The following is a 21973-nucleotide window of genomic DNA, read 5'->3' as shown; positions in this document are numbered from 1 at the left end:
GTTCGGACCGGCTCGGACCGGCTCGGGCGGGTGATCGACGCCGGGTTACGGTGGCCGCATGCGATTCGCGGTGCTGGGGGAGACGGCCGTACGGACCGAGGACGGCACGCTCGTCCGGGTCCCCGAACTCAAGGTGCGGGCCCTGCTCGCCGCGCTCCTCGTCGACGCCGGCCGACCGGTCGCCGCGTTCCGTCTCGTCGACGACCTGTGGGGCGACGAGCCGCCCGGCAACCCGCTGCGGGCCCTCCAGGCCAAGGTCTCCCAGCTGCGCCGCGCCTTCGAGGAGGCGGAGCCCGGCGGGCGCGGCCTCGTCGTCACACAGGCGCCCGGCTATCTCCTCGCCGTACCCGAAGGGGCACTGGACGCACAGGAGTTCGCGCGGCTCGCCGCCCGGGCCCGGGAGACGGCCGACCCGCGGGGCCGGGCGGTCCTGCTCGGCGGGGCGCTCGACCTGTGGCGGGGACCAGCGTTCGCCGGGTTCGCGGAGGAGCCGTTCGCGCGGGCGGCGGCGGAGCGGCTGGAGGAGGAGCGGCTGGCCGTCCGCGAGGCGCTTGCGGAGGCGCGCCTCGACGCCGGGGAACATGGCCTGCTCGCAGGGGAGTTGGCGGAGCTCGTCGCACGGCATCCGCTGCGCGAGCGGCTGCGCGCGGTGCAGCTGCGAGCCCTCTACCGGGCGGGGCGGCAGAGTGAGGCGCTCGCCGGGTACGAGGAGCTGCGCACGCTCCTCGCCGACGAGCTGGGCCTCGACCCGAGCCCCGAACTGACCGCGCTCCACGCGGCGATGCTGCGCCAGGACGCCACGCTCTCAGCACCTATGCCGGTGCCGATATCGGCACCGATACCGGCACCGGCGGCCGTACCGTCTGCCGCGGTCCGTGGGGCGACGCCGCCGACCGCGGGCGGAGGGCCCCCGCGGGGCAATCTGCTCACGCCGCTCACCGGGATCGTCGGGCGCGACGCGGCCGTCGCCGAGGTACGGGGGCTGCTCGCCGAGCGGCGGCTCGTCACGCTCACCGGGCCGGGCGGCGTCGGGAAGACCCGGCTGGCCCTGGAGGCGGCCGGGCAGGTGCGCGAGGAGTTCGCGGACGGGGTGTGGCTCGTCGAGTTCGCCGGCGCGCGCGGGGAGCTCGCCGAGGTCGTCGCCGCCGCGCTCGCACTCCGCGACGACGGGGTGTGGGGGCTGCGCCCCGAGGGGGAGAGGGCGCTCACCACGGCGGAACGGCTGGCCGAGGCCCTGCGCGGCAGGCGCGCGCTGCTCGTCCTCGACAACTGCGAGCACGTCGTCGACGAGGCGGCCTCCCTCGCCGAGCTGCTGCTGCGCACCGCGCCCGGTCTCGTCGTCCTGACCACCAGCCAGGAGCCGCTCGCCCTCGCCGGCGAGACGCTGTGGGCGGTGGAGCCGCTCGACGCGGACGGCGCGGTGGAACTGTTCACGGCACGGGCGGCGGCCTCGGCGCCCGGGTTCGCGTCCGGCGCGGCGCTCGACCCCGCCGCCCAGGAGGCGGTACGGGCCGTCTGCCGTCGTCTCGACGGCATCCCGCTCGCCCTGGAACTGGCCGCGACCCGAGTCAGGGCCCTCGGGGTGCACGGGCTCCTGGCGCGGCTCGACGACCGCTTCCGGCTCCTCGACGCGGGGCTGCGCGGCGCGCCGGCCCGGCAGCAGACCCTGCGGGCGGTCATCGACTGGAGCTGGGAGCTGCTCGGCGAGCATGAGCGAACGGTGCTGCGGCGTCTGGCCGTTCACGCGGAGGGCTGCACGCTGGGGGCGGCGGAGGAGGTGTGCGCGGGCCGGGCGGGGCCGGGAGGCGCGGAGTCCGGGGCCGCGCGGACCCGTGGCGCGCAGTCCGCCGGCGCGGAGTCCGGTGGCGTGCAGTCCGGGGCCGCGCGGACCCACGGCGCGCAGTCCGGTAGGGCGGAATCCCGTGGCGTGCAGTCCGCTGGCGCGCAGTCCGCTGGTGCGGAGCCCAGCCACGCGCAGTCCCGTGACGCGGAATCAGGCAGCGCCGGGGACGTGGCCGCCGGGGACGTCCTCGGGCTGCTCGCCCGCCTCGTCGACCGCTCGCTCGTCGTGGCGGTCGACGGTCCCGACGGGCCGCGCTACCGGCTCCTGGAGTCCGTCGCCGCGTACTGCCTCGAACGTCTCGAGGGAGCGGGCGAGACGGAGGCCGTACGGGACCGTCACCTGGCCCACTACCTGCGGCTGGCCGAGGACGCCGAGCCCGTTCTGCGCGGCCCCGGCCAGCGCCGCCGGCTCGCCCGCCTCGACGCGGAGGCCTCGAACCTGCGGGCCGCCCTGGACCGGGCGCTCGCCGCCCCGCCCGGCGCGGGGCGGGACGCCGGCGCGGCGCTCCGGCTCGTCGACGCACTGGCCTGGTACTGGGTCATGCGGGGCCGCCTCGGAGAGGCGCTCCGCCATGCGACGGCGGCACTGCGGGCGGCCCCTCCGGAGAACGAAGCGCCTCAGGGGACCGCGGCGGGCCCGGAGACCGGTGCCCTCCCGGAGACCGCGGCGCCCCCGGAGGCGGCGACGGGCCGGGTGCGGCCCGAACAGCGCGCGCTCCGCGCCCGCGTGGAGGTCTGGCGCACAGGTCTGGCGATCATGGGCGGCGACGGCACGGACCGGCGGCAGCGGATCGCGAAGGCGCTCGCGGCCTACGACGCGACCGCGCCGCTGCGGCCCTCGGACCACGCGTGGGCGCGCTGGTTCCTCGCGCACGCGCTCTGCGGGACGGGCAGCCAGAGCGAGGGCGGCCGGCTGACGGGGGAGGCGCTCGACGGGGCGCGCGCCCACGGGGACCGCTGGGTCGAGGCGGCGGCCCTCGCGGACCGCTCGGTGCAGCGGCTGCTCGGCGGCGACGTGGCGGGCGCGGAGGAGGACGCGGCCGGGTCGGACGCGCTGTTCGCCGAGGTCGGCGACGCGTGCTGCCGGCTGTGGTCGGTGTACCCGCTGGCGACGGTCGCCGAGATCCACGGGGAGTACGGGCGCGCGGACGGGCTCAAGCGGGCGGGTCTGGCGGCGGCGGAGGGCCTCGGTCTGACGGCCGAGGTGCCGGACCTGCTGGCCGGGATCGGGCGTACGGCCCTGCTGAGGGGCGATCTGGCGGAGGCGCGGGCGTACCACGCGGCGGCCCGGGAGCGGGCGGTCGAGGTCGGGTTCCGGGCGGCCGAGATCAACGCGGTGCTCGGCCTCGGCCTGGGCGCCAGACGCGAGGGCCTGGTCGAGGAGGCCGAGGCGCACATGAGGGAGGTCCTGGACTGGCACCGGGCGGTCGGCCTCGACTCGGCCAACGCGCTGATCCTGGCCGAGCTGGGCTTCTCGGCACTGGCGCGCGGTGACGCGGCGGGCGCGCTGGGACTCCAGGAGGAGGGCTACGGCACCGCGCTGTCCTCCGGCGACCCGCGCGCGGTCGCACTGGCCCTGGAGGGCCTGGCCTCGGCCCACGCGGGCGCGGGGCGGGCGAAGGAGGCCGCCCTCCTCCTGGGCGCGGCGTCGGCCCTCCGCGCCTCGACGGGCGCGCCGCTGCCCCCGGCGGAGCGAGCGGACGTCGACGCCGCGGAGGCGGCGGCCCGCACGGTGCTGGGCCCGGGGGTCTTCACGGAGACCTTCGCCCACGGCACGACCCTGTCCCATGAGCGGGCGGTGGCGGAGGCGGGGCAGCCGCGCGGCACACGGATCCGACGCTTGAACCCTTGACCAAAACGTAAGGATCGACTGCGGTACGCGCCCCTATACTCGCCCCATGTCCGAGTTCACTGTCCGGCGTGCCGTCGCCGACGATTCCAAGCGGCTCACCCGGCTGGTCAGGAGCTCCCGGGCCTATCGGGGCGACTACGCCTCGATGGTCGAGGGGTACCAGGTCGGGGGCGCGTACATCGAGCACCATCCGGTGTTCGTCGCCGTCGACGCGAGCGACCGGGTGCTCGGGTTCTACGCGCTGCTCGTCGACGACGCCGAGCTCGACCTCGCGTTCGTCGCCGACAGCGCCCAGGGGCTCGGCATCGGACGGCTGCTCATGGAGCACATGACCGGGCAGGCCCGGGCCGCCGGGCTGGAGGCCGTGCGGGTCGTCGCGCATCCGCCCGCCGAGGAGTTCTACCTGCGCACGGGCGCCGTCAGGACCGGAGCCGTCCCGCCCGCCGGCCGCATCCACTGGGAGCGCCCCGAGCTCCGCTACGACATCGCGTGACCGCCACCCAGCCGCGGTCGCAGCCGCAGCCCCCCGAGTCCCAGCCGTCCGATTCCCCGGCACCCGAGTCCCAGCCCCCCGAGTCCCAGCCGTCCGATTCCCCGGCACCCGAGTCCCAGCCCCCCGAGTCCCGGCCCTCCGAGGCCCCCGCCCCCGAGCGTCGTCGGCTCTTCGCCGACCTCACCCCGCTGCGGACCTCCGCCCACTACCGCCGCCTCTGGTTCGGCAGCACCGTCTCCTGGGTCGGGCAGGGAATGACCTCGCTCGCGGTCTCCCTCCAGGTGTACGACATCACCCGGTCGCCGTTCTCCGTCGGCCTCGTCGGGCTGTTCTCGCTCGTCCCGCTCGTGGTCTTCGGGCTGTACGGCGGTGCCATCGCCGACACCGTCGACCGCCGCAAGCTCGGGCTCTACAGCGCCTGCGGTTCCGCCGTGCTCTCGGTCGCGCTCGCCACCGCCGCGTTCGCCGGCTTCCACCGTGTCTGGTTCCTCTACGGGATCGTCGCCCTGCAGGCCGTCTGCGCCGCGCTCAACTCGCCTGCCCGCTCCTCGATGATCCCGCGGCTCCTGCCGCCCGAGCAGCTGCGCGCCGCCAACGCGCTGAACTCGATGGTCACGACCTTCGGCATGCTCGTCGGGCCGAGCCTCGGCGGGCTGATCGTCGGGTTCGCCGGCTACCAGACCGCGTACCTCGTCGACGCCGTCGCGTTCGCCGCGAGCCTGTACGCGATGTGGCGGCTGCCGTCGATGCTCCCGGACCGGAAGGAGGGCGGCAGGAGGGCCTCCGTCCTCGACGGGCTGCGGTTCCTGGCGACCCGGCCCAACCTCCGTATGACGTTCTTCTCCGACTTCTGCGCGATGATCCTCGCCCACCCCCGCGCCCTGTTCCCCGCCGTCGCCGTGCTCTGGTTCGGCGGCGACGCCAGGACCGCCGGACTCCTCGTCGCCGCGCCCGCGTTCGGGGCGCTGCTCGGCGGGGTGCTCTCCGGCTGGCAGGGCCGCATCCGGCACCACGGGCAGGCGATCCTGATCGCCGTCGCCTGCTGGGGGACCGCCATCGCCGTCTTCGGGCTCACCCGGAACCTCTGGCTGGGGCTGCTCCTGCTCGCCGTCGCGGGGTACTCCGACACCGTCTCGATGATCTTCCGCAACACGATGATGCAGGTCGCGGCGCCGGACGAGATGCGCGGCAGGCTCCAGGGCGTGTTCATCGTGGTGGTCGCAGGCGGGCCCCGGCTCGGGGACTTCCTCGCGGGCTCCGTGGCCGACCTGACCTCGCCCGCGGTCGCCGTCACGGGCGGCGGAATCGCCTGTGTCGTCGCGGTCGGCGCCCTCGCCCTGTACGGGCGCGGTTTCCGCCGGTACGACGCGCTCGACCCGACTCCGTGAGCAATTCTCCCCGAACGGCACGTCCTGTTCTGGCGGTTGGCCGCCACGGCGCATAACCGCCAGGACGGAACGGAGTCAACTCCCGTCCACCTGGCCAAGACTCCTCGCGGCACCCGGAAAACACCCCCGACCCCGGGTCCGCGAGGAGTTCGAACGATGACGTCGAGGACCACGCCCTTCGACAGAGGGAGGGCCGCGCTGATCGCCGCGGGCGTCTCCCTCGTGATGCTCTCGGCGGGGCAGACCGCCGCCGCCGGGACCACCGCCTCAGCCGTACCGGACACCTTCAAGGGCGCGGCGGCGAGCACCACCGTCACCCTCGTCACCGGCGACCGCGTCACCCTCAGCGACCTCGGCGGCGGGCAGCAGACCGTCACCGTCGACCGGGCCGAGGGCGCCACCGGCGCGATACGCAGCCAGATAGCCGGCGGCCGGGTCACCGTCATCCCCGACGAGGCCCGCCCCTACCTGGCCTCCGGCGCGCTCGACCCCCGCCTCTTCGACGTCACCGGCCTCGTCGCGCAGGGCATCACCGGCGACCTGCCGCTGATCGTCACCTACGGCGGCAAGGGCGCCCGGACCGCCGCGGCGACCCCGCGCGGTGCCGAGACCGTCCGCCCGCTGCCCAGCATCGGCGGCGCCGCCGTCACCGCCACCGACCCCGCCGCCTTCTGGCGGGGCTTCACCGCCCCCACCGCGCGGACCGCCGCCCCCGCCAAGGTCTGGCTCGACGGCCGGGTCAAGGCCGCCATGGCCGAGTCCAACGCGCAGATCGGCACCCCGAAGGCCTGGGAGGCCGGGCTCACCGGCAAGGGCGTGAAGGTCGCCGTCCTCGACACGGGCGCCGACCTCGGCCACCCCGACCTCGCGGGCCGGGTCGCCGAGTCGAAGTCCTTCATCGAGGGCCAGGAGGTCGCCGACCGCGACGGCCACGGCACCCATGTCGCCTCCACCGTCGGCGGCAGCGGCGCCGGTTCCGACGGCAAGGAGAAGGGCGTCGCCCCCGGCGCCACCCTCGCCGTCGGCAAGGTCCTCAGCGACGAGGGCTCCGGCTCCGAGTCGCAGATCATCGCCGGCATGGAGTGGGCCGCCAAGGACATCGACGCGAAGATCGTCTCGATGAGCCTGGGCTCCCGCGAACCCAGCGACGGCACGGACCCGATGGCCCAGGCCGTCAACACCCTCAGCGCCGAGACCGGCGCCCTCTTCGTCATCGCCGCGGGCAACTCCGGCGCCCCCGGCTCCATCGGCTCGCCCGGCGCCGCCGACTCCGCGCTGACGATCGGCGCCGTCGACTCCGCCGACGAGGCGGCCTACTTCACGAGCCAGGGCCCCCGCTACGGCGACCAGGCGCTCAAGCCCGACCTGTCGGCGCCCGGTGTGGACATCCTCGCCGCCCGCTCGCAGCTGGTCCCCGGCAGCGGCCTCTACACCTCCATGAGCGGTACGTCGATGGCGACCCCGCACGTCGCCGGTGTCGCCGCCCTGCTCGCCGAGCGGCACCCCGACTGGACCGGCGCCCAGCTCAAGACCGCGCTGATGTCCTCGTCGAAGACGCTCGACGCCTCCTCGTACGCGCTCGGCTCCGGCCGGGTCGACGTGGCCGCCGCGATCACCGCGAACGTCACCGCGACCGGCTCCGCCGACCTCGGCTTCTTCGGCTGGCCCTACGAGGGGAACAAGCCGGTCACGAAGACCGTCACCTACACCAACTCCTCCGACGCCCCCGTCGAGTTGAACCTGGCTGTGGAGGGCATGCCGGCCGGTGTCGCCGCCCTCGCCGACACCGCCCTCACCGTCCCCGCCCACGGGACCGCGAGCACCACCGTCACCGGTGACGGCGCGAAGGCCCCCGTCGGCCAGTCCTCCGGCCGGGTCACCGCCACCGCCGCCGGCACCGTCGTCGCGCACACCGCGCTCGGCCTGGTGAAGGAGGAGGAGCGCTACACCCTCACCGTCCACGTCAAGGACCGCGACGGCGCCGCCACCCCCGCCTACCTGGGCGTGCAGCAGCTCACCCAGGGCGTCGACCCCTTCCCGGCCACGGTCGGCGAGTCCGGCACCCTCGAACTGCGCCTGAAGCCCGGCACGTACACCGTCGACACCTTCCTCGACGTGCGCGGCTCCCACGGCAAGGACTCCCTCGGCCTCGGCTTCCTCACCGCGCCCGAGATCACCCTCGACCGCGACCGGGAGATCACCCTCGACGGGCGGCAGCTCCGCGAGATCCGCGCCGAGGTCGAGAAGCGCACCGAGACCCGGCAGCTCCTGATGGAGTTCGACCGGAAGGCCAACGGAGCCTCCTACGGCGGCGCCGTCCAGGTCCCGGTGACCTACGACTCGATCTTCGCGGCGCCCACCGCCAGGCCCGCCACCGGCACCTTCGAGTACCGCACCGTCTGGCGCCTCGGCAAGCCCCTGCTGGAGGCGAGCGTCGACGGCACCCGCCTCTCCGAGGCCACCCCGCAGGGCGGCGGCACCCTCCTGGAGGGCGGCCACCGCCTCGGCGTCGTCGACGCCGGCACCGGAACCCCCGCCGAGTACACCGGCAAGAACGCCACCGGCAAGGCCGTCCTCGTCCGGCTGACCGAGGGCGCCGACCCGAAGCAGCTCGCGCAGAACGCCCAGGACGCCGGCGCCAAGGCCCTGTTCGTTACCGACGACCAGCCCGGCCGGCTGATGAAGTTCTTCGGCACCGCCGACTACGAGGACCGGCCGCTCGCCGTCGCCACCGTCAACACGGCGGACGCCCAGCGGCTCGCCGCCGCCGCGGCCCGCGGCAAGCGCGTCGACCTGACCGGCACCCGCTTCACCCCGTTCACGTACGACCTCTCCGAGGGCCACCCCGGTGCCATCGGCAAGGACCTCGTCTTCCGGCCCGGCAAGGACGAGCTCGCCACCATCCGCTCCACCTTCTACGCGCCCACCAAGCGCAAGGAACTGGGCGGCGAGTTCCGCTACTCGATTACCGACACCTTCCCGATCGGCTTCGGCTTCAAGGAGTGGATCTCCTTCCCGACCGAGCGCACCGAGTACGTCTCCACCGGCACCGGCCAGCGCTGGCACGAGTCCGTCGACCTCGGCGAGTCCCTCGAACAGCGCGGCGGCACCCCGTCCTACCGGGGCGGCAGCCGGGTGGACCTCGACTGGTTCGGCCCCGTCTGGCACCCGTGGCTGGGCACCGGCCTCGGCTGGGGCCAGCAGCGCACCGGCAACGACCTGCGCTTCAACACCCCCGGCTGGGGCGACTCCGGCACCGACCACACCGGCTTCGGCAACGTGTGGAACGACGAGTCGATGACCCAGTACACCGAGGTGTACGTCAACGGCACCCGCGTCGACCGCAAGATGAGCTCCGGCGCCTACGCCTGGGACGCCCCGGCCGAGGAGGCGACCTACAAGGTCGTCACCGACACCGCGCTCGACCCGGCGCGCTGGCGGCTCGCCGGCAAGGGCCGCAGCGAGTGGACCTTCCGCTCCGCCGAGACCCCGTCCGACCGGATCACCTACCTGCCGATGCTCAACCTCGGCTTCGACGTGGACACCGACATCAACGGTGACGTCCGCGCCGGACGCAAGCTGTCCGTCGGGATCTTCGCGGAGTACGTGGAAGGCGCCACCGGCACCGGCACCATCACCGGCGGCACCCTGGAGGCCTCCTACGACGAGGGCAGGACCTGGACGAAGGTCGCCCTCAGGAAGGCACGGCACGGCGCCGCCTGGGACGGCGAGCTGCGCGTCCCGTCCGGCGCGGCCTCCGTCTCGCTGCGGGCCGGGGCGAGCGACGACCGGGGCGGCTCGGTCACCCAGGAACTGATCCGCGCGGTGGGAGTGAAGTAGCCGCACGGCCACCTGCTCACCTGCGCACGGCCCGGGCCCCCTCCCGCTCACCGCGGGAGGGGGCCCGGCTCCGTCCGCTCAGCCTCCGGCGGTCAGGGACTTCTTGAGGACCTTGCCCATGTCGTTGCGGGGGAGGGCGTCGAGAAGGCGCACCACCCGGGGCCGCTTGTGCGGGGCGAGCAGGCGCGCCACGTGGTCGGCCAGCTCCTCCGCCGTCGGCGGCCGCTCCTCGTCCTCCGGCACCACCCAGGCCACGATCCGCTCGCCCAGGTCCGGGTCGGGCTCGCCCGTGACGGCCGCCTCGCGCACCCCGGCGTGGTCGAGGAGCGCGTTCTCGATCTCACCCGCCCCGATCTTGTAGCCGCCGCTCTTGATCAGGTCGGTCGCCCTGCGGCCGACGAGCCGCACCGCGCCGTCCGCCTCCCGGACCGCCACGTCGCCGGTGCGGAACCAGTCGCCGTCGAAGGCCGCGGCCGTCGCGTCCGGCCGGTTGAGGTAGCCGGAGAACAGGTTCGGGCCCCGCACCTGCACCTCGCCGACCGTCTCCCCGTCGAGCTCCTCCAGGACGGAGCCGTCCTCCTCGACGAGCCGCAGGTCCACGCCCGCCAGCGGGGGGCCGACGGTCCCGGGGCGCGGCGCGCCGCCCGGCCGGACGCTGGTGTTCATGAGCGTCTCCGTCATCCCGTACCGCTCCACGACCGTCCGGCCCGTCGCCGCCGTGATCCGCTCGTGGTCGTGGACCGGAAGCGCCGCCGACCCGGAGACGAGGAGCCGCGCCCCGGCCAGCGCCCCGGCCAGACCCGGGTCCTCGGCGAGCGCGTCCGCGAGCCGGTGGTACATGGTCGGCACGCCGAACAGCATCGTGCCGCCGCCGCCCAGCTCCCGCGCCACGCCCTCCACCGAGAACGCGCCCAGGTGCCGGACCTCGCCGCCCCGGCGCAGCGGCCCCAGGATCCCGAGGATCAGCCCGTGCACGTGGAACAGCGGCAGCGCGTGCACGAGGACGTCGTCGGCCGTCCACGACCAGGCCCCGGCGAGCGCGTCGAGGGAGGCGGCGATCGCCCGCCGGGACAGCAGGACACCCTTCGGCGGGCCGGTGGTGCCCGAGGTGTAGACGATCAGCGCGGGGGACTCGGCGTCGGCCGGCTCCGCGACCTGAGGGCCGCTCGCCGCCAGGTCCACGACGATCCGGGGCAGCCCGGCGAGGCCGGCGGGCAGCACGTCCCCGGCGCCGGTGAGCACGGCGGCGGGCTTGCTGTCGTCGAGGATGTGCGCCAGCTCGCGCTCGCCCGTCCGCGGATTGAGCGGTACGGCGGGCACGCCGGCGAGCAGGGCCCCGACGACCGCGACGGCCGTGTGGGCGGTCGGCGTGGCCCAGACGGCGACCGGTCCTGACCCTCCGATCCGGGCGGCCAGGGCCCCGGCGGCCCGCGCCAGTTCCCCGTAGGTGAGGGTGTGGGGGCCGCAGCGGAGGGCGGGCCGGTCGGACGGGTCCGACAGGGCCGGGAAGAGCGCACTCACCGGTCGTACTCCTCGGGTCGACGTCGAGAACGAGGGTTCCGGGAGGCATTCTGCCGTCCGTCAGGGACGGCCCGCCGTGACCTTCGTCGCCTCCGGCGCCGGGTCCTCGCCCTCCGGCCGGATCCCGCGCATGCGGCCCCACGCGTACACGCACCCCGCCAGCGCCAGGTCCGACAGCAGCATGAAGCCGATCGAGTACGAGCCCTTCGCGCTGTAGATCGCACCCATCACCAGCGGCGGCAGGAACCCGCCCAGGCCGCCCATCGCGCCGACGATGCCCGTCACACTGCCGACCTTCGCCTGCGGGGTCACCTGCGAGACCAGCGCGAACACCGAACCGCTCGCCGTGCCCAGACCCGCCGCCATGATCAGCAGGGCGGTCGTGCCCCCGGGGTTCAGCGGCGGGTCGAAGGCCTGGACGATGGCGAGGAGCGCCACCACGCCGAGCGCGGCGGCCGTGACGAGCGCCGGATGGATCCGGTCCGAGAGCCAGCCGCCGATCGGCCGGAAGACGACGGTGACCAGAGCGAATCCGGCCGCCTTGGTCCCCGCGTCCGTCGGGTCGAGCTCGTACCAGGTCTTCAGATAGGTCGGCAGGTAGACGCCGAACGCCACGATGCCGCCGAAGCCGATCGCGTACAGCGCCGACAGCTCCCACGTCACCCGCAACCGCCCCGCCGCGCCGAGCCGGGCCGCCAGGGAGGCGGTGGGCACGGGCCGGTCGGGCCGGTCGGTGATGAGGAACGCGGCGAGCACCGCGTACGCCGCGAGCGCCACGGCCACCACGATGAACGGCAGGTTCTCGCCGTGCTTCGCGATGCGCGGGGTGAAGTAGCCGGAGAGCGCCACACCGCCCATGCCCATGCCGAACACGCCGAGCGCCAGACCGCGCTTCTCCGGCGGGAACCAGGAGTTGACCAGCGGGACGCCGATCGCGAACGTCGTGCCGCCGAGGCCGAGGAGGAACGCGACGACCAGCAGCAGGCCGTAGGTGTCCTTGACCACGATGAGCAGCAGGACGGGGATGATCGTCAGCGCCGAGACCAGCGGGAACATCAGCTTCGCGCCGTACCGGTCGGTCAGCGCGCCGGCCGGGATGCGGCCGAGCGAGCCGACGAGGACGGGCACCGCGACGAGCAGCGACTGCTCGAAGGAGCTGAGTGCGAGCCGGTCGCCGTACCAGCTGGCGAGGGGCGCGATCAGGTCCCATGCCCAGAAGGTGAGCGTGAAGCCGACGGTGGCCGTCACCAGATTGCGGTAGGCCGCCGCGGTCGGAGGCTTGGTCTCGGTGTCCACGCCTCCAGTCAAGATCGGGGAGGGGCGGGCGGCGCGCGGGGCTGGTCCGTACGAGTGGCCTGGCCGTACCCCCGCACCGGCGGCCGGAGCTACGGCCAGGTCACCGTCGTCGGCGGAGTGCCGTCGTCGGTGACCCGCAGCGCGGCCCCCGCGTCCCCGACCGACACCTCCACGGTCATCGTGCCGATCCCCGACCGCCGGTGCGCCGCCGCGAGCGCCCCGCGCAGCGCGGCGAGGAGCCGTCCGGCCGTCTCCTCGTCGATGAGGGTGTCGACGGCTCCGGCGAAGTGCACGGACGGCTGGAAGCCGAGCAGGACCGCCGCCCCGCCGGTCTCCCGCAGCACCTTCCCCCGGAAGGACGTCGGGGCGTCCGCCGGAGGCTGCTGGAGCGCGAAGATGGTCGTACGGACCTCCTGGATCGTGGAGTCCAGCTCGTCCACCGCCCGCCCGAGCAGCGCGTTGTCCTCGGAGGAGTCGACCGCCCGCCGCCGGGTGGACTCCAGCATCATCTCCGTGGCGAACAGGCGCTGGACGACCAGGTCGTGCAGGTCGCGGGCGATCCGGTCCCGGTCCTCGTACACCGCGAGCCGCTCCCTGTCGTGGCGCGCGTCGGCGAGGACCAGCGCGAGCGCCGCCTGCGAGGCGAACTGCGAGGCGAGGAGCCGGTCGACGGCCGTGTACGGCCGGTCGCCGCGCCGCCGGGGGAGGGCGAGCGTGCCGATGAGCTTCCCTCCGCTCTGCAGCGGCAGCATCATCGACGGCCCGAAGCGGGACCGGACGGGGGTGGTCATCCGGGGGTCGGTCGCCGAGTCCTCGACGAACACGGGCTCCCCGCCGAGGAGCTGGACGAGCACGGGGGAGCCGGGCGCGATCGCCGTCCCCACCAGATCACCCGGATCGTCCGTGGTCGAGGCGGCGACGATCTCCATCCCGCCCTCGGGGGTGGGCTGGAGGACGACTCCGGCCGAGGCGCCGGCGAGGATGCGGGCCTGCTCGGCGACGGTCATCAGCGCGTTCTCGGCGGACGCGCCGGTCAGCAGGGCCGTGGTCACCGCCGCCGCGCCCTCGATCCAGCGCTCCCGCTGCCGGGCGGTCTCGTACAGCCGGGCGTTGCCGATGGCGATGCCGGCCTGCGAGGCCAGCACCCGGAGCAGCGAGAGGTCCTCCTCGGTGAAGCGGCCGTCGCGCTTCTCGGTGAGGTACAGATTGCCGAAGACCTCGGTGTGGACCCGGATGGGGACGCCGAGGAAGGTGTGCATCTCCGGGTGCCCCTCGGGCACTCCGGAGGAGCGCGGGTCGGCCGTCAGATCGTCGATCCGCAGCGGCCGCTGGTCCTGGAGGAGGACGCCGAGCAGTCCGGTGTGCCCGTCGGGGAGGCCTCCGGCGCGCCGCCGCTCCTCGTCCGTCATGCCGGCGGTGAAGAGTTCGGTGACGCGGCGGCGCTCGGGGTCGACGACCCCGAGCGCGCCGTAGCGGGCCCCGATGAGCTCGGTGGCGGAGTCCACGATGTGCTGCAGGGTGGTGCGGAGTTCGAGGTCCGTGCCGACGCTGAGGACGGCTTCGAGCAGCATGGGCAGGCGGGGCGCGTCCTCGTCCGTGTCCCCGTCCCTCTCCTCGTCCATGATCGTCATGGTCTCATTGTCGTACGAATCGTTCGGTTTCGCGGAGTGTGTCCGACCGGTCCTCAGTCCTCGTCGGCCAGCGGGTTCCGCTCCGACAGGGGGTCGAGGACCATCGGCTGGACCTTGCCCTCCAGCATCGCGCCGAGGCCCAGGACCGCGCAGACGTCGGGCCGTTCGGCGATGTGGACCGGCATGCCGGTCGCCTCGCGCAGCATCTGGTCGAGCCCCGGCAGCAGGGCGCTGCCGCCGACCATCATGATCCCGCGGTCCGCGAGGTCGGCCACCAGGTCCGGCGGGCAGTCCCGCAGCACCTTCCCGATGCCGTCGAGGACCGCCGTCAGCGGGGTGTGGATGGCCTCCCGCACGGCGGCGGTGTCGACGGTCACCGAACGGGCCAGGCCCGTGGCGACGTCACGGCCGTGGATCTCGGTCCAGGCCGGACCGTGCGGCGTCAGGCCGTTGCCGCTGAGCGCGAGTTGCAGCGGGCGGACCGACTGGCTCGGCAGCATCAGCTCGTGGTGGTGGCGCAGGTGCTGGATGACGGCGTGGTCGATGGCGTCGCCGCCCACCGGCATCCGCTCCGCCGTGACGATCGAGCCGAGCGAGAGCACCGCGACCTGCGTGGTCGCCGCCCCGCACACCAGGATCATCGTCGCGGTCGGCTGCTCGACCGGCAGTCCGCAGCCGACGGCCGCCGCGATCAGCGTGTCCACCAGCTCGACGCGCCGGGCCCCGAGACCGACGAGGGTCTCGACGGCGGCGCGCTGGGCGAGCGGGTCGCTGTCGTGCGGGGTGCAGGCGGCGGCGCGCAGCCGGGGCTTGCGGCGGAGCTGACGGCGCAGCTTCTCGCCGAGGAGGTGACGGAGCATGCGCTGCGCCATCTCGATGTCGACGACCGTGCCGCCCGAGACGGGGCGGACGACCCGGATGTAGTCGGGGGTGCGGCCGGTCATCTTCTCGGCCAGCGCGCCGACGGCGATCAGCGCTCCGGTGCGGGTGTTGACGGCGGCGACGCTGGGCTCGTCGACGACGAGTCCGGCGCCCTTGACGAAGACCCGGGTGCGGGCGGCACCCAGGTCGACGGCGACATGGCAACGGCGCAGCTGCTCAAGGCTGACGGTCACGGCGGATCCTCCGGAGTGCGGTGCTGGCACGGGCGAGGTGGGTTCGCGTTGCGCGTTCCTCCTGAAATGGTCCGGCCGTCCGGGGCGCGGCGCGCGTTGGGCTGCGCCGCCCGGGGCCCGCTCCGGCGGGCCCGGCAGGACCTACCGAACTGGGAGAATCACGACGCACCGCCGACGACCTGCGGTTTCCTCACAGAATCCTCACTTCCGCGGCTACCTGAGGCCGCGTCCGGCCGCATAGCCTGCGGGCCCCATGGACTACTGCCACGCGTGCCGGCGGCATCTCAACGGGGCCCTCGCCTGTGCCGGGTGCGGGACTCCCGTCGAGGAACTGCGGTACGAGACCCCCCACATACCCGGCCGGCCGGCCGCGCCCGTCCAGGCGTACCCGCCGGGCCCGCCGGCGCAGCCCGCCGGGCGCGGGCCGGAGTACGGCGCCGGGCATGAGTACGGCGCCGGGGCCGAGTACGGCGCCGGGTCCCCGTATGCCCCCGGGTACGACGCCGGCACCAGGTCCCCGTACGCCCCCGGGCACGAGTACGGCCCCGGGCACGAGACCGCCCCCGCGCAGGAGGCCGGTTCCGGGCGCGCGGACCCGCCGCCGTCCGAGCACGTCTACGAACTCGACGTCCTCGAACCGCCCCGTCCGGCCCCCGGCGGCCGCCGTGCCGCCCGCGGTGCGGCGCAGGGCCGGTCCGCCGACCGCAACCGCGCCGCCGCGCGCAAGGGCGGCCGCCGCGGCCGGAGCCGCCGGGGCCGTACGGTCCTGGTGGGAACCCTCGGCCTGGTGCTCGCGGCCGCTTCGCTGAGCATGGCCCGGCTCGCCATGGAGGAACCGGAGGAGGCGGGCGCCGCCACGGCGGTCGAGGAACTCGACGTCACCCAGTCCCCGCTGGCACCGGAGCCCGTCGAGACCACCGCCGCCCCGGACGGCGGCGACCCGTCGCCGGTCACGTCCGCACCGGCCCGCCCCCGCCAGGTGAGCGCGGACACGAGCACCGGCGCGGGCGCGGGCCCGGGAGCGGACGGCGGACCGGGCACGGGCTCCGGTACGGGGACGGGCCCGGGTTCCGGTACGGGCCCCGGCACGGGGAGCGGGGACGGGGGCGCCCCGGAGCAGTCGTCGACGCCCACCGACCCGGTGACCCGGCCCGCGACCCCCACGGCGACCCCGTCGGCCACGAAGCCCCAGACGTCTCCGTCCGGCACGCCCACCGCCACCGGTCCCACCCCGTCGAGCACGGCCACGACCGCGAGTCCCACCCCCACGCCGACCCCGACCCCGAGCCCCACCAAGACGTGCACCCCGTTCCTCTGGTGGTGCGTCTGACCTGCGGCTCCTTGCCGCGGCCCGGTGCGAGCCGTCAGCCCGCCCCGGGCCTGCCGAACTCCTCGATCAGGACCGGGTACTGCTCTCCGCCGTGCCCCGCGGCGATCGCGCGGTCGGCCATCGCCTTGAACAGCTTCGGGAGTTCGGCGTTGACGCCCAGCGCCTCGCTCTCCCCGATCAGGTGCTCCATCGCCCGCGCGTCGGTCTCCAGGGCCGACACCTCGGCCGGGAAGGAGCCGGCGTCGATCTGCTCGGCGTACCCGGGGAGCCAGTCGGCGACCCCGGCGGCGATCTGCCGGGCGAACGGCGCGTACGCGGCGGCGTCGACGCCCGCCTTCCTCAGCATGGCCGTGCCTTGCAGCCAGGCGTTCAGGACGCTCCACATCATGGCCAGGCCGGCCACGTCGTACAGGGACGCGAGCCCGTGGTCCTCGCCGAGGTGGGTGACGGTGCCGAGCGCTTCGAGGGTGGGGGAGTGGGCGTCGAAGTCCGCCCGGGGGCCGCTGTGCAGGACGACCGCCTCGGCGGTGCCGATCGCCGGCGGGACGGCCATGACGGCGCCGTCCAGGTAGCGGGCGCCGCGCCGCCCGGCCCAGCGGGCGGTCGCGCGGGCCTGTGCCGAGTCGCCCGAGGTCAGGTTGACCAGGGTCGTGCCGTCGAGCTTCAGGTCGTCCGTGCCGAGGAGCTCGTGCACGGCGTCGTAGTCGGTGAGGCAGAGGATCGTCAGGGGGCTCGCGTCGAGCGCGGCGCCGATCGAGGGCGCCAGGCGCGCGCCCTCGGCCACCAGCGCGGCGGCCTTGGAGCTCGTACGGTTCCACACGGTGGTGGGGTGCCCGGCCCTGAGGAAGGCGCCGGCGAGGGCCCGGCCCATCAGGCCGAGTCCGATGACGGTCACGGGTGCGGCGGCCGATGCGGTGGCGGATGCGGCGGCTGGTGCGGTGGCGGATGCGTTCTCGGGTGCGGCTGCTCTGTCGGTCATGGCAGCATCGTGAACGTTGATACCGGTGTGAAGGTCAAGCGGACGCGTGCGCGAACGAGGGCGAGGTTGCGGTGCGGATCGGGGAGTTGAGCCGTCGGACGGGTGTCCACACCCATCAGCTGCGCTACTACGAGGCCCAGGGCCTCCTGGAGGCCGACCGGGGCTCCAACGGGTACCGGGAGTACGACGAGAGCGCCGTGCTGCGGGTGCGGCAGATCCGGCATCTGCTCGGCGCGGGACTGTCCTCGGAGGACATCGCGTACCTGCTGCCGTGCGCGGTCGGCGAGGTCCCCGAGCTGGTCGGCTGCCCCGAGCTGCTGGCCGCCATGCGGTCGCGGATGGACCGGATCGAGGACCAGATGGAACGGCTCGCCCGGTCCCGTGACGCGCTCGCCGGCTACATCGACGCGGCCGAGCGCACGGGCGCCGAGAACTATCCGCCCTTCGACGGCTCCGACCGGGAGTCCGTCCCCGCCTGAGCGGTGCGGTCCGAGCCCCGGCGCCGGGGCGGTCCGGCCCGGCGCGGCGCCGGCTTCCTCCGCGCTCGGGCTCCCGCTCGCGCTCCCGCTCTAGACGTCCGGCTGGACGCCGAGCATCCGCTTCAGCAGGTCCCGCAGCAGCGTCCGCTCGGCCCCGGTCAGCTCGCCGAGCGGCTCCCGCGCGAAGTCCAGGGACTCGCGCAGCCGGTGGGCCGTCGCACGTCCCTCCTCCGTGGGGACGGCCAGTTTGACGCGGCGGTCCGCCGGGTCGGGCCGGCGTTCCACCAGGCCGCGGGCCTCCAGGCGGTCCACTATCCCGGTGATGTTGGACGGCTCGCACTTCAGCTTCTGGGCGATCCGGCGCATCGGCAGCGGGTCCAGCGAGAGCAGGCCGAGGACCCGGGCCTGCGCGCCGGTCAGCGCGTGCTGCGCGGCGGCCTGCTCGTACTCCTCGTAGTAGCGCGCGACGACCGTGCCGATGAGTTCGACGACTTCGAGGGTCACGGGGTCCGTGCGTGGGGTGGCCATGTCCTCCATCCTACCCAGATGCTTGACAACATAAAATATCTAGGTGCATGGTTGTTTCAGGTAGTGAACCTTTTGTGATCTGAAGCTTTTCGTACGTTCTCTGGAGGCCGTGCTCATGTCCGTTCTTCCCGCGTCCAGCCGTGAGTGGCACCTCGTCGCCCGCCCGCACGGCTGGCCGACCCCCGCGGACTTCGCGCTCCGTGAGACCCCGGTCACCGAGCCTGCCGAGGGCCGGATCCTGGTCCGGAACCTGCACTTCTCGGTCGACCCGTACATGCGCGGCCGGATGAACGACGTGAAGTCGTACATCCCGCCGTTCAAGCTCGACCACCCCATGGACGGCGGCGCGGTCGGCGAGGTCGTCGCCTCGAACGCCGAGGGCTTCGCCGTCGGCGACCACGTCCTGCACGGCCTCGGCTGGCGCGAGTACGCCGACGTCCCGGCCCAGCACGCCACCAAGGTCGACCCGGCGCTCGCCCCCCTCTCCGCCTACCTCGGCGTCCTCGGCATGACCGGCCTCACCGCCTACGCCGGGCTCTTCGACGTGGCCTCCTTCAAGGAGGGCGACGCGGTCTTCGTCTCCGGCGCCGCCGGTGCCGTCGGCAGCCAGGTCGGCCAGATGGCGCGCCTCAAGGGCGCCTCCCGGGTGATCGGCTCCGCCGGCTCCGACGAGAAGGTGAAGTTCCTCGTCGAGGAGCTCGGCTTCGACGCCGCCTTCAACTACAAGAACGGCCCGGTCAAGGACCAGCTCCGCGAGGCCGCCCCGGACGGCATCGACGTCTACTTCGACAACGTCGGCGGCGACCACCTCGAAGCCGCGATCTCCTCGCTCAACGTGCACGGCCGCGCCACCATCTGCGGCATGATCGCCCAGTACAACGACACCGAGCCGGTCCCCGGGCCGCGCAACATGGCCATGATCATCGGCAAGCGGCTCCGCCTCCAGGGCGTCCTCGTCGGCGACCACTACGGCCTCCAGCAGCAGTTCGTCCAGGAGGTCGGCGGCTGGCTCGCGGCCGGCGAGCTGAAGCACCGCGAGACCTTCGTCGAGGGCATCGAGAACGGTGTGGACGCCTTCCTCGGACTGCTCCGCGGAGACAACACCGGAAAGATGATCGTCTCGGTGACCGGTTAGTCTTCCCTCAGCCGCCGCGATCGTGGGCGCGAGTCGCGGCGAACCCATGAAGGAAGTACCTCGCATGCCGATCCAGCACTCCGACGTCCTCTACACCGCCGTCGCCACCGCCGAGGGCGGGCGTGACGGCCGTGTCGCCACCGACGACGGCAAGGTCGACGTCGTCGTGAACCCGCCCAAGGCCATGGGCGGCTCCGGCGAGGGCACCAACCCCGAGCAGCTCTTCGCGGCGGGCTACAGCGCCTGCTTCCAGGGCGCGCTCGGCGTCGTCGCCCGCAACGAGAAGGCCGACATCTCCGGCTCGACGGTCACCGCCGAGGTCGGCATCGGCAAGAACGACGACGGCTTCGGCATCATCGTCAAGATCTCGGCGGCCATCCCGAACGTGGACGCCGAGACGGCCAAGAGCCTGATCGAGAAGGCGCACCAGGTCTGCCCGTACTCCAAGGCGACCCGCGGCAACATCACGGTCGAGCTCGCCGTCTGAGCCCACTGACAGACCGCTGTCCGAGGACCGCACCCCGACCGTCGTCGGGGTGCGGTCCTCGCTGCGTGCGGGCCGCCGCGAGGGCCCCGATAGGGTGACCCTCATGCGCGATCTCGGGGTGGGTTTCGGTTATCTGGTAAAGGGCCAGAAGTGGGTGGGCACCCACGGACGGTGGTTCGGTTTCGGGCTGCTGCCCGGGCTCGTGACCCTCGTCCTCTACGCGGGCGCGCTCGTCGGCCTCGGTTACGGCGCCGACGACCTGGCCGCTTGGGTCACGCCCTTCGCCGACGACTGGAGCTCTCCCTGGCTCGGGATCCTCCGCGGCACCCTGACCGCGCTCGTCGTCGCCTTCGGCCTCTTCCTCGCGGTCATCACCTTCACCGCCGTGACCCTGCTCGTCGGCCAGCCGTTCTACGAGTCGCTCTCCGAGGAGGTCGACCGCAGCGAGGGCGGCGAGGTGCCCGAGTCCGGGCTCCCGCTCTGGCGCGACCTGTGGATCTCGGCCCGTGACAGCCTGCGGATCCTGCTGCGGGTCGCGTTCTACGGCGTCCTGCTCTTCGCCTGCGGCTTCATCCCGGTGATCGGCCAGACCGTCGTCCCCGCCGTCGGCTTCTGCGTCTCCGGCTTCTTCCTCACCGAGGAGCTGACGTCCGTCGCGTTCCAGCGCCGGGGCGTCGAGCTCAAGGAGCGGCTCCAGCTGCTCCGCGGCCGCCGGCTGGCCGTCCTCGGCTTCGGCGTCCCGCTGACCCTCGCCTTCATCGTGCCCTTCGTCGCCGTCTTCCTGATGCCGGGAGCGGTCGCAGGGGCCACCCTGATGGCCCGCGAGCTGGGCGGCGAGACCGGGGGCGACGACCGGGACGGGGACTCCCGGGAGAACGACCACCCGGGCGGCACCCTTCCCTCCTCCGGTGGCGGCCAGGGGGCGCACCACCTCCCCCGCTGACGCGGCGGCACGCGGGGCCGTCCGGCGCCGTCCGGTGTCGTCTCAGACGTCGAGGACCGGGTGCAGCTCCGGTCTCGCGTCCCACCACTCCCGGTAGAAGGCGTTGTTGCCGACGTTCGCCAGATAGGCGTGGACCGCCGCCCGGTACAGCAGCTCGGCCTGCCGGGCGGGCACCGCCGCCCGGTTCCAGGCCAGCCGGATCCGACCCAGGAGCGGGTCGCCCTCCAGCGGGCGCAGGACCGTTCCCTCCGCGTACGGGGCCGTCGGCTGGCTCATGGAGATCGCCCGGCCCGAGGCGATCAGGTCGTAGTGCATCTTCCGGTCGGCGACCCGGTGCCGCAGCGAGGGCGTGAACCCGGCCTTCGCGCAGGCGGCGACCAGCGCCTCGGGCCCGCCGTCGTCGTCCTCCACCAGCGTCATCCAGGACTCGCCGGCCAGCTCGGCCAGCGCGATCCGGTCCCTCCCGGCCAGCGGGTGGGCGGCCGAGAGGCGCACGCAGAAGGGCTCCTTGGGGACCAGCGTCCTGGCCGTGGTGCCCTCGGGCAGGGCGACCTCGTGGTCGTTGACCTCCCCGTACAGCACGGCGTCGTACCGGCCCGCGCCGAGCTGCCGGGTCAGGGTGGTCGCCGAGTGCTCCACGGTCACCGCGATCTCCTGACCGGCCATCACCCGCTCCAGCTGCCCGAGCAGCCCGTCGACCAGGACGAGCAGGATGCAGCCGAGCCGCAGCGGGGTGCCGGGGGCGACGGCCCGCGCGCCGGCGGCGAGCGCGTCCATCTCGCCGAGCACGAGCCGCGCCTTGGAGAGCACGAACTCGCCCAGCGGGGTGGGCTCCACGCCGTTGCGGCCGCGGAGGAAGAGCTCCCCTCCCGCGACCCGCTCGATCCGCCGGAGCTGCGCGGAGAGCGCCGGCTGGGAGACCCCGAGCCGCCCGGCGGCACGTCCCAGACTGCCCGCTTCCGCTATCCGGCAGACGGCCTCCAGATGCCTCAACTCCAGCTGCATTTCAGCAGCGTACGCAGCACCGCGCGGCCGCACCATAACCCGCGTCTTATGCCGGATGAGATGTCCCTATCCAGTCATGTCCACGCCCATACTCGGCGCGACGATCCGT

General features: G+C 74.2%; 16 protein-coding genes. 9 read left to right on the top strand and 7 right to left on the bottom strand.

What is annotated here, in order from left to right; genetic code table 11:
• Positions 1-58: 58 nt before the first annotated feature.
• The 4 genes from AMK27_RS43860 to AMK27_RS36005 all read left to right on the top strand — a co-directional run bounded on the left by AMK27_RS43860 (position 59) and on the right by AMK27_RS36005 (position 9415).
• Positions 59-3694, top strand: a complete 3636-nt coding sequence (locus AMK27_RS43860; protein WP_241847701.1) for a BTAD domain-containing putative transcriptional regulator — start codon at positions 59-61, stop codon at positions 3692-3694.
• Between the two features lie 46 nt (positions 3695-3740).
• Entirely contained in the window at positions 3741-4187 is a 447-nt protein-coding gene (locus tag AMK27_RS36015) for a GNAT family N-acetyltransferase (protein ID WP_073917771.1), read from the top strand.
• Positions 4188-4375: 188 nt separating this feature from the next.
• Positions 4376-5575: an MFS transporter gene (locus tag AMK27_RS36010; protein ID WP_073917959.1), complete on the top strand. Its 1200-nt coding sequence runs from the start codon at positions 4376-4378 to the stop codon at positions 5573-5575.
• A gap of 156 nt (positions 5576-5731) precedes the next feature.
• Positions 5732-9415: a S8 family serine peptidase gene (locus tag AMK27_RS36005; RefSeq protein ID WP_073917769.1), complete on the top strand. Its 3684-nt coding sequence runs from the start codon at positions 5732-5734 to the stop codon at positions 9413-9415.
• A gap of 78 nt (positions 9416-9493) precedes the next feature.
• Here the strand turns inward: AMK27_RS36005 and AMK27_RS36000 are convergent, their stop codons facing one another.
• The 4 genes from AMK27_RS36000 to AMK27_RS35985 all read right to left on the bottom strand — a co-directional run bounded on the left by AMK27_RS36000 (position 9494) and on the right by AMK27_RS35985 (position 14978).
• A complete protein-coding gene (locus AMK27_RS36000) occupies positions 9494-10936 on the bottom strand; it encodes an acyl-CoA synthetase (protein ID WP_073917767.1) in 1443 nt (480 codons plus the stop codon).
• 60 nt (positions 10937-10996) lie between these two features.
• Positions 10997-12232: an MFS transporter gene (locus AMK27_RS35995; protein WP_073917765.1), complete on the bottom strand. Its 1236-nt coding sequence runs from the start codon at positions 12230-12232 to the stop codon at positions 10997-10999.
• An 89-nt stretch (positions 12233-12321) separates the two neighbouring features.
• Positions 12322-13863, bottom strand: a complete 1542-nt coding sequence (locus AMK27_RS35990) for a GAF domain-containing protein (RefSeq protein ID WP_079188703.1) — start codon at positions 13861-13863, stop codon at positions 12322-12324.
• Positions 13864-13916: 53 nt separating this feature from the next.
• Complete coding sequence (locus AMK27_RS35985; protein WP_073917763.1) at positions 13917-14978, bottom strand: rod shape-determining protein; 1062 nt, start codon at positions 14976-14978, stop codon at positions 13917-13919.
• A 253-nt stretch (positions 14979-15231) separates the two neighbouring features.
• Between AMK27_RS35985 and AMK27_RS35980 the strand changes: the two genes are divergently transcribed.
• Positions 15232-16308 carry an SCO2400 family protein gene (locus AMK27_RS35980; protein ID WP_073917761.1) on the top strand — a complete coding sequence of 359 codons (1077 nt, stop codon included), beginning with the start codon at positions 15232-15234 and terminating at the stop codon, positions 16306-16308.
• 34 nt (positions 16309-16342) lie between these two features.
• Here AMK27_RS35980 and AMK27_RS35975 read toward each other — a convergent pair whose 3' ends face one another.
• Positions 16343-17203, bottom strand: a complete 861-nt coding sequence (locus tag AMK27_RS35975; protein WP_073917957.1) for an NAD(P)-dependent oxidoreductase — start codon at positions 17201-17203, stop codon at positions 16343-16345.
• A gap of 155 nt (positions 17204-17358) precedes the next feature.
• On the opposite strand from AMK27_RS35975, the gene AMK27_RS35965 reads away from it, so the two are divergent.
• On the top strand, positions 17359-17766 hold the full coding sequence (locus AMK27_RS35965) for a MerR family transcriptional regulator (RefSeq protein WP_073917759.1): 408 nt from the start codon (positions 17359-17361) through the stop codon (positions 17764-17766).
• Positions 17767-17856: 90 nt separating this feature from the next.
• Here AMK27_RS35965 and AMK27_RS35960 read toward each other — a convergent pair whose 3' ends face one another.
• Positions 17857-18294, bottom strand: a complete 438-nt coding sequence (locus tag AMK27_RS35960) for a MarR family winged helix-turn-helix transcriptional regulator (protein ID WP_073917757.1) — start codon at positions 18292-18294, stop codon at positions 17857-17859.
• A gap of 115 nt (positions 18295-18409) precedes the next feature.
• On the opposite strand from AMK27_RS35960, the gene AMK27_RS35955 reads away from it, so the two are divergent.
• The 3 genes from AMK27_RS35955 to AMK27_RS35945 all read left to right on the top strand — a co-directional run bounded on the left by AMK27_RS35955 (position 18410) and on the right by AMK27_RS35945 (position 20859).
• Positions 18410-19429, top strand: coding sequence for an NADP-dependent oxidoreductase (locus AMK27_RS35955; RefSeq protein ID WP_073917755.1), 1020 nt, complete (start codon positions 18410-18412; stop codon positions 19427-19429).
• Between the two features lie 64 nt (positions 19430-19493).
• Positions 19494-19916 carry an organic hydroperoxide resistance protein gene (locus tag AMK27_RS35950; RefSeq protein WP_073917753.1) on the top strand — a complete coding sequence of 141 codons (423 nt, stop codon included), beginning with the start codon at positions 19494-19496 and terminating at the stop codon, positions 19914-19916.
• 103 nt (positions 19917-20019) lie between these two features.
• Positions 20020-20859 (top strand): EI24 domain-containing protein, encoded by an 840-nt coding sequence (locus AMK27_RS35945; RefSeq protein ID WP_073917751.1) that lies wholly within the window; start codon positions 20020-20022, stop codon positions 20857-20859.
• A gap of 42 nt (positions 20860-20901) precedes the next feature.
• On the opposite strand, the gene AMK27_RS35940 is transcribed toward AMK27_RS35945, so the two are convergent.
• Positions 20902-21864, bottom strand: a complete 963-nt coding sequence (locus AMK27_RS35940; RefSeq protein WP_073917749.1) for a LysR family transcriptional regulator — start codon at positions 21862-21864, stop codon at positions 20902-20904.
• Between the last annotated feature and the right edge of the window lie 109 nt (positions 21865-21973).

This window comes from Streptomyces sp. CB02009, assembly GCF_001905825.1.
Lineage (GTDB): Bacteria > Actinomycetota > Actinomycetes > Streptomycetales > Streptomycetaceae > Streptomyces.
This window is presented reverse-complemented; position numbering and strand designations above follow the sequence as displayed.

Coding starts and splice junctions, on each gene's coding strand:
- AMK27_RS43860 (WP_241847701.1), top strand. CDS start 59: ATGCGATTCGCGGTGCTGGGGGAGACGGCCGTACGGACCGAGGACGGC.
- AMK27_RS35980 (WP_073917761.1), top strand. CDS start 15,232: ATGGACTACTGCCACGCGTGCCGGCGGCATCTCAACGGGGCCCTCGCC.
- AMK27_RS36005 (WP_073917769.1), top strand. CDS start 5,732: ATGACGTCGAGGACCACGCCCTTCGACAGAGGGAGGGCCGCGCTGATC.
- AMK27_RS36015 (WP_073917771.1), top strand. CDS start 3,741: ATGTCCGAGTTCACTGTCCGGCGTGCCGTCGCCGACGATTCCAAGCGG.
- AMK27_RS35940 (WP_073917749.1), bottom strand. CDS start 21,864: ATGCAGCTGGAGTTGAGGCATCTGGAGGCCGTCTGCCGGATAGCGGAA.
- AMK27_RS35950 (WP_073917753.1), top strand. CDS start 19,494: ATGCCGATCCAGCACTCCGACGTCCTCTACACCGCCGTCGCCACCGCC.
- AMK27_RS35990 (WP_079188703.1), bottom strand. CDS start 13,863: ATGACGATCATGGACGAGGAGAGGGACGGGGACACGGACGAGGACGCG.
- AMK27_RS35955 (WP_073917755.1), top strand. CDS start 18,410: ATGTCCGTTCTTCCCGCGTCCAGCCGTGAGTGGCACCTCGTCGCCCGC.
- AMK27_RS35945 (WP_073917751.1), top strand. CDS start 20,020: ATGCGCGATCTCGGGGTGGGTTTCGGTTATCTGGTAAAGGGCCAGAAG.
- AMK27_RS35960 (WP_073917757.1), bottom strand. CDS start 18,294: ATGGCCACCCCACGCACGGACCCCGTGACCCTCGAAGTCGTCGAACTC.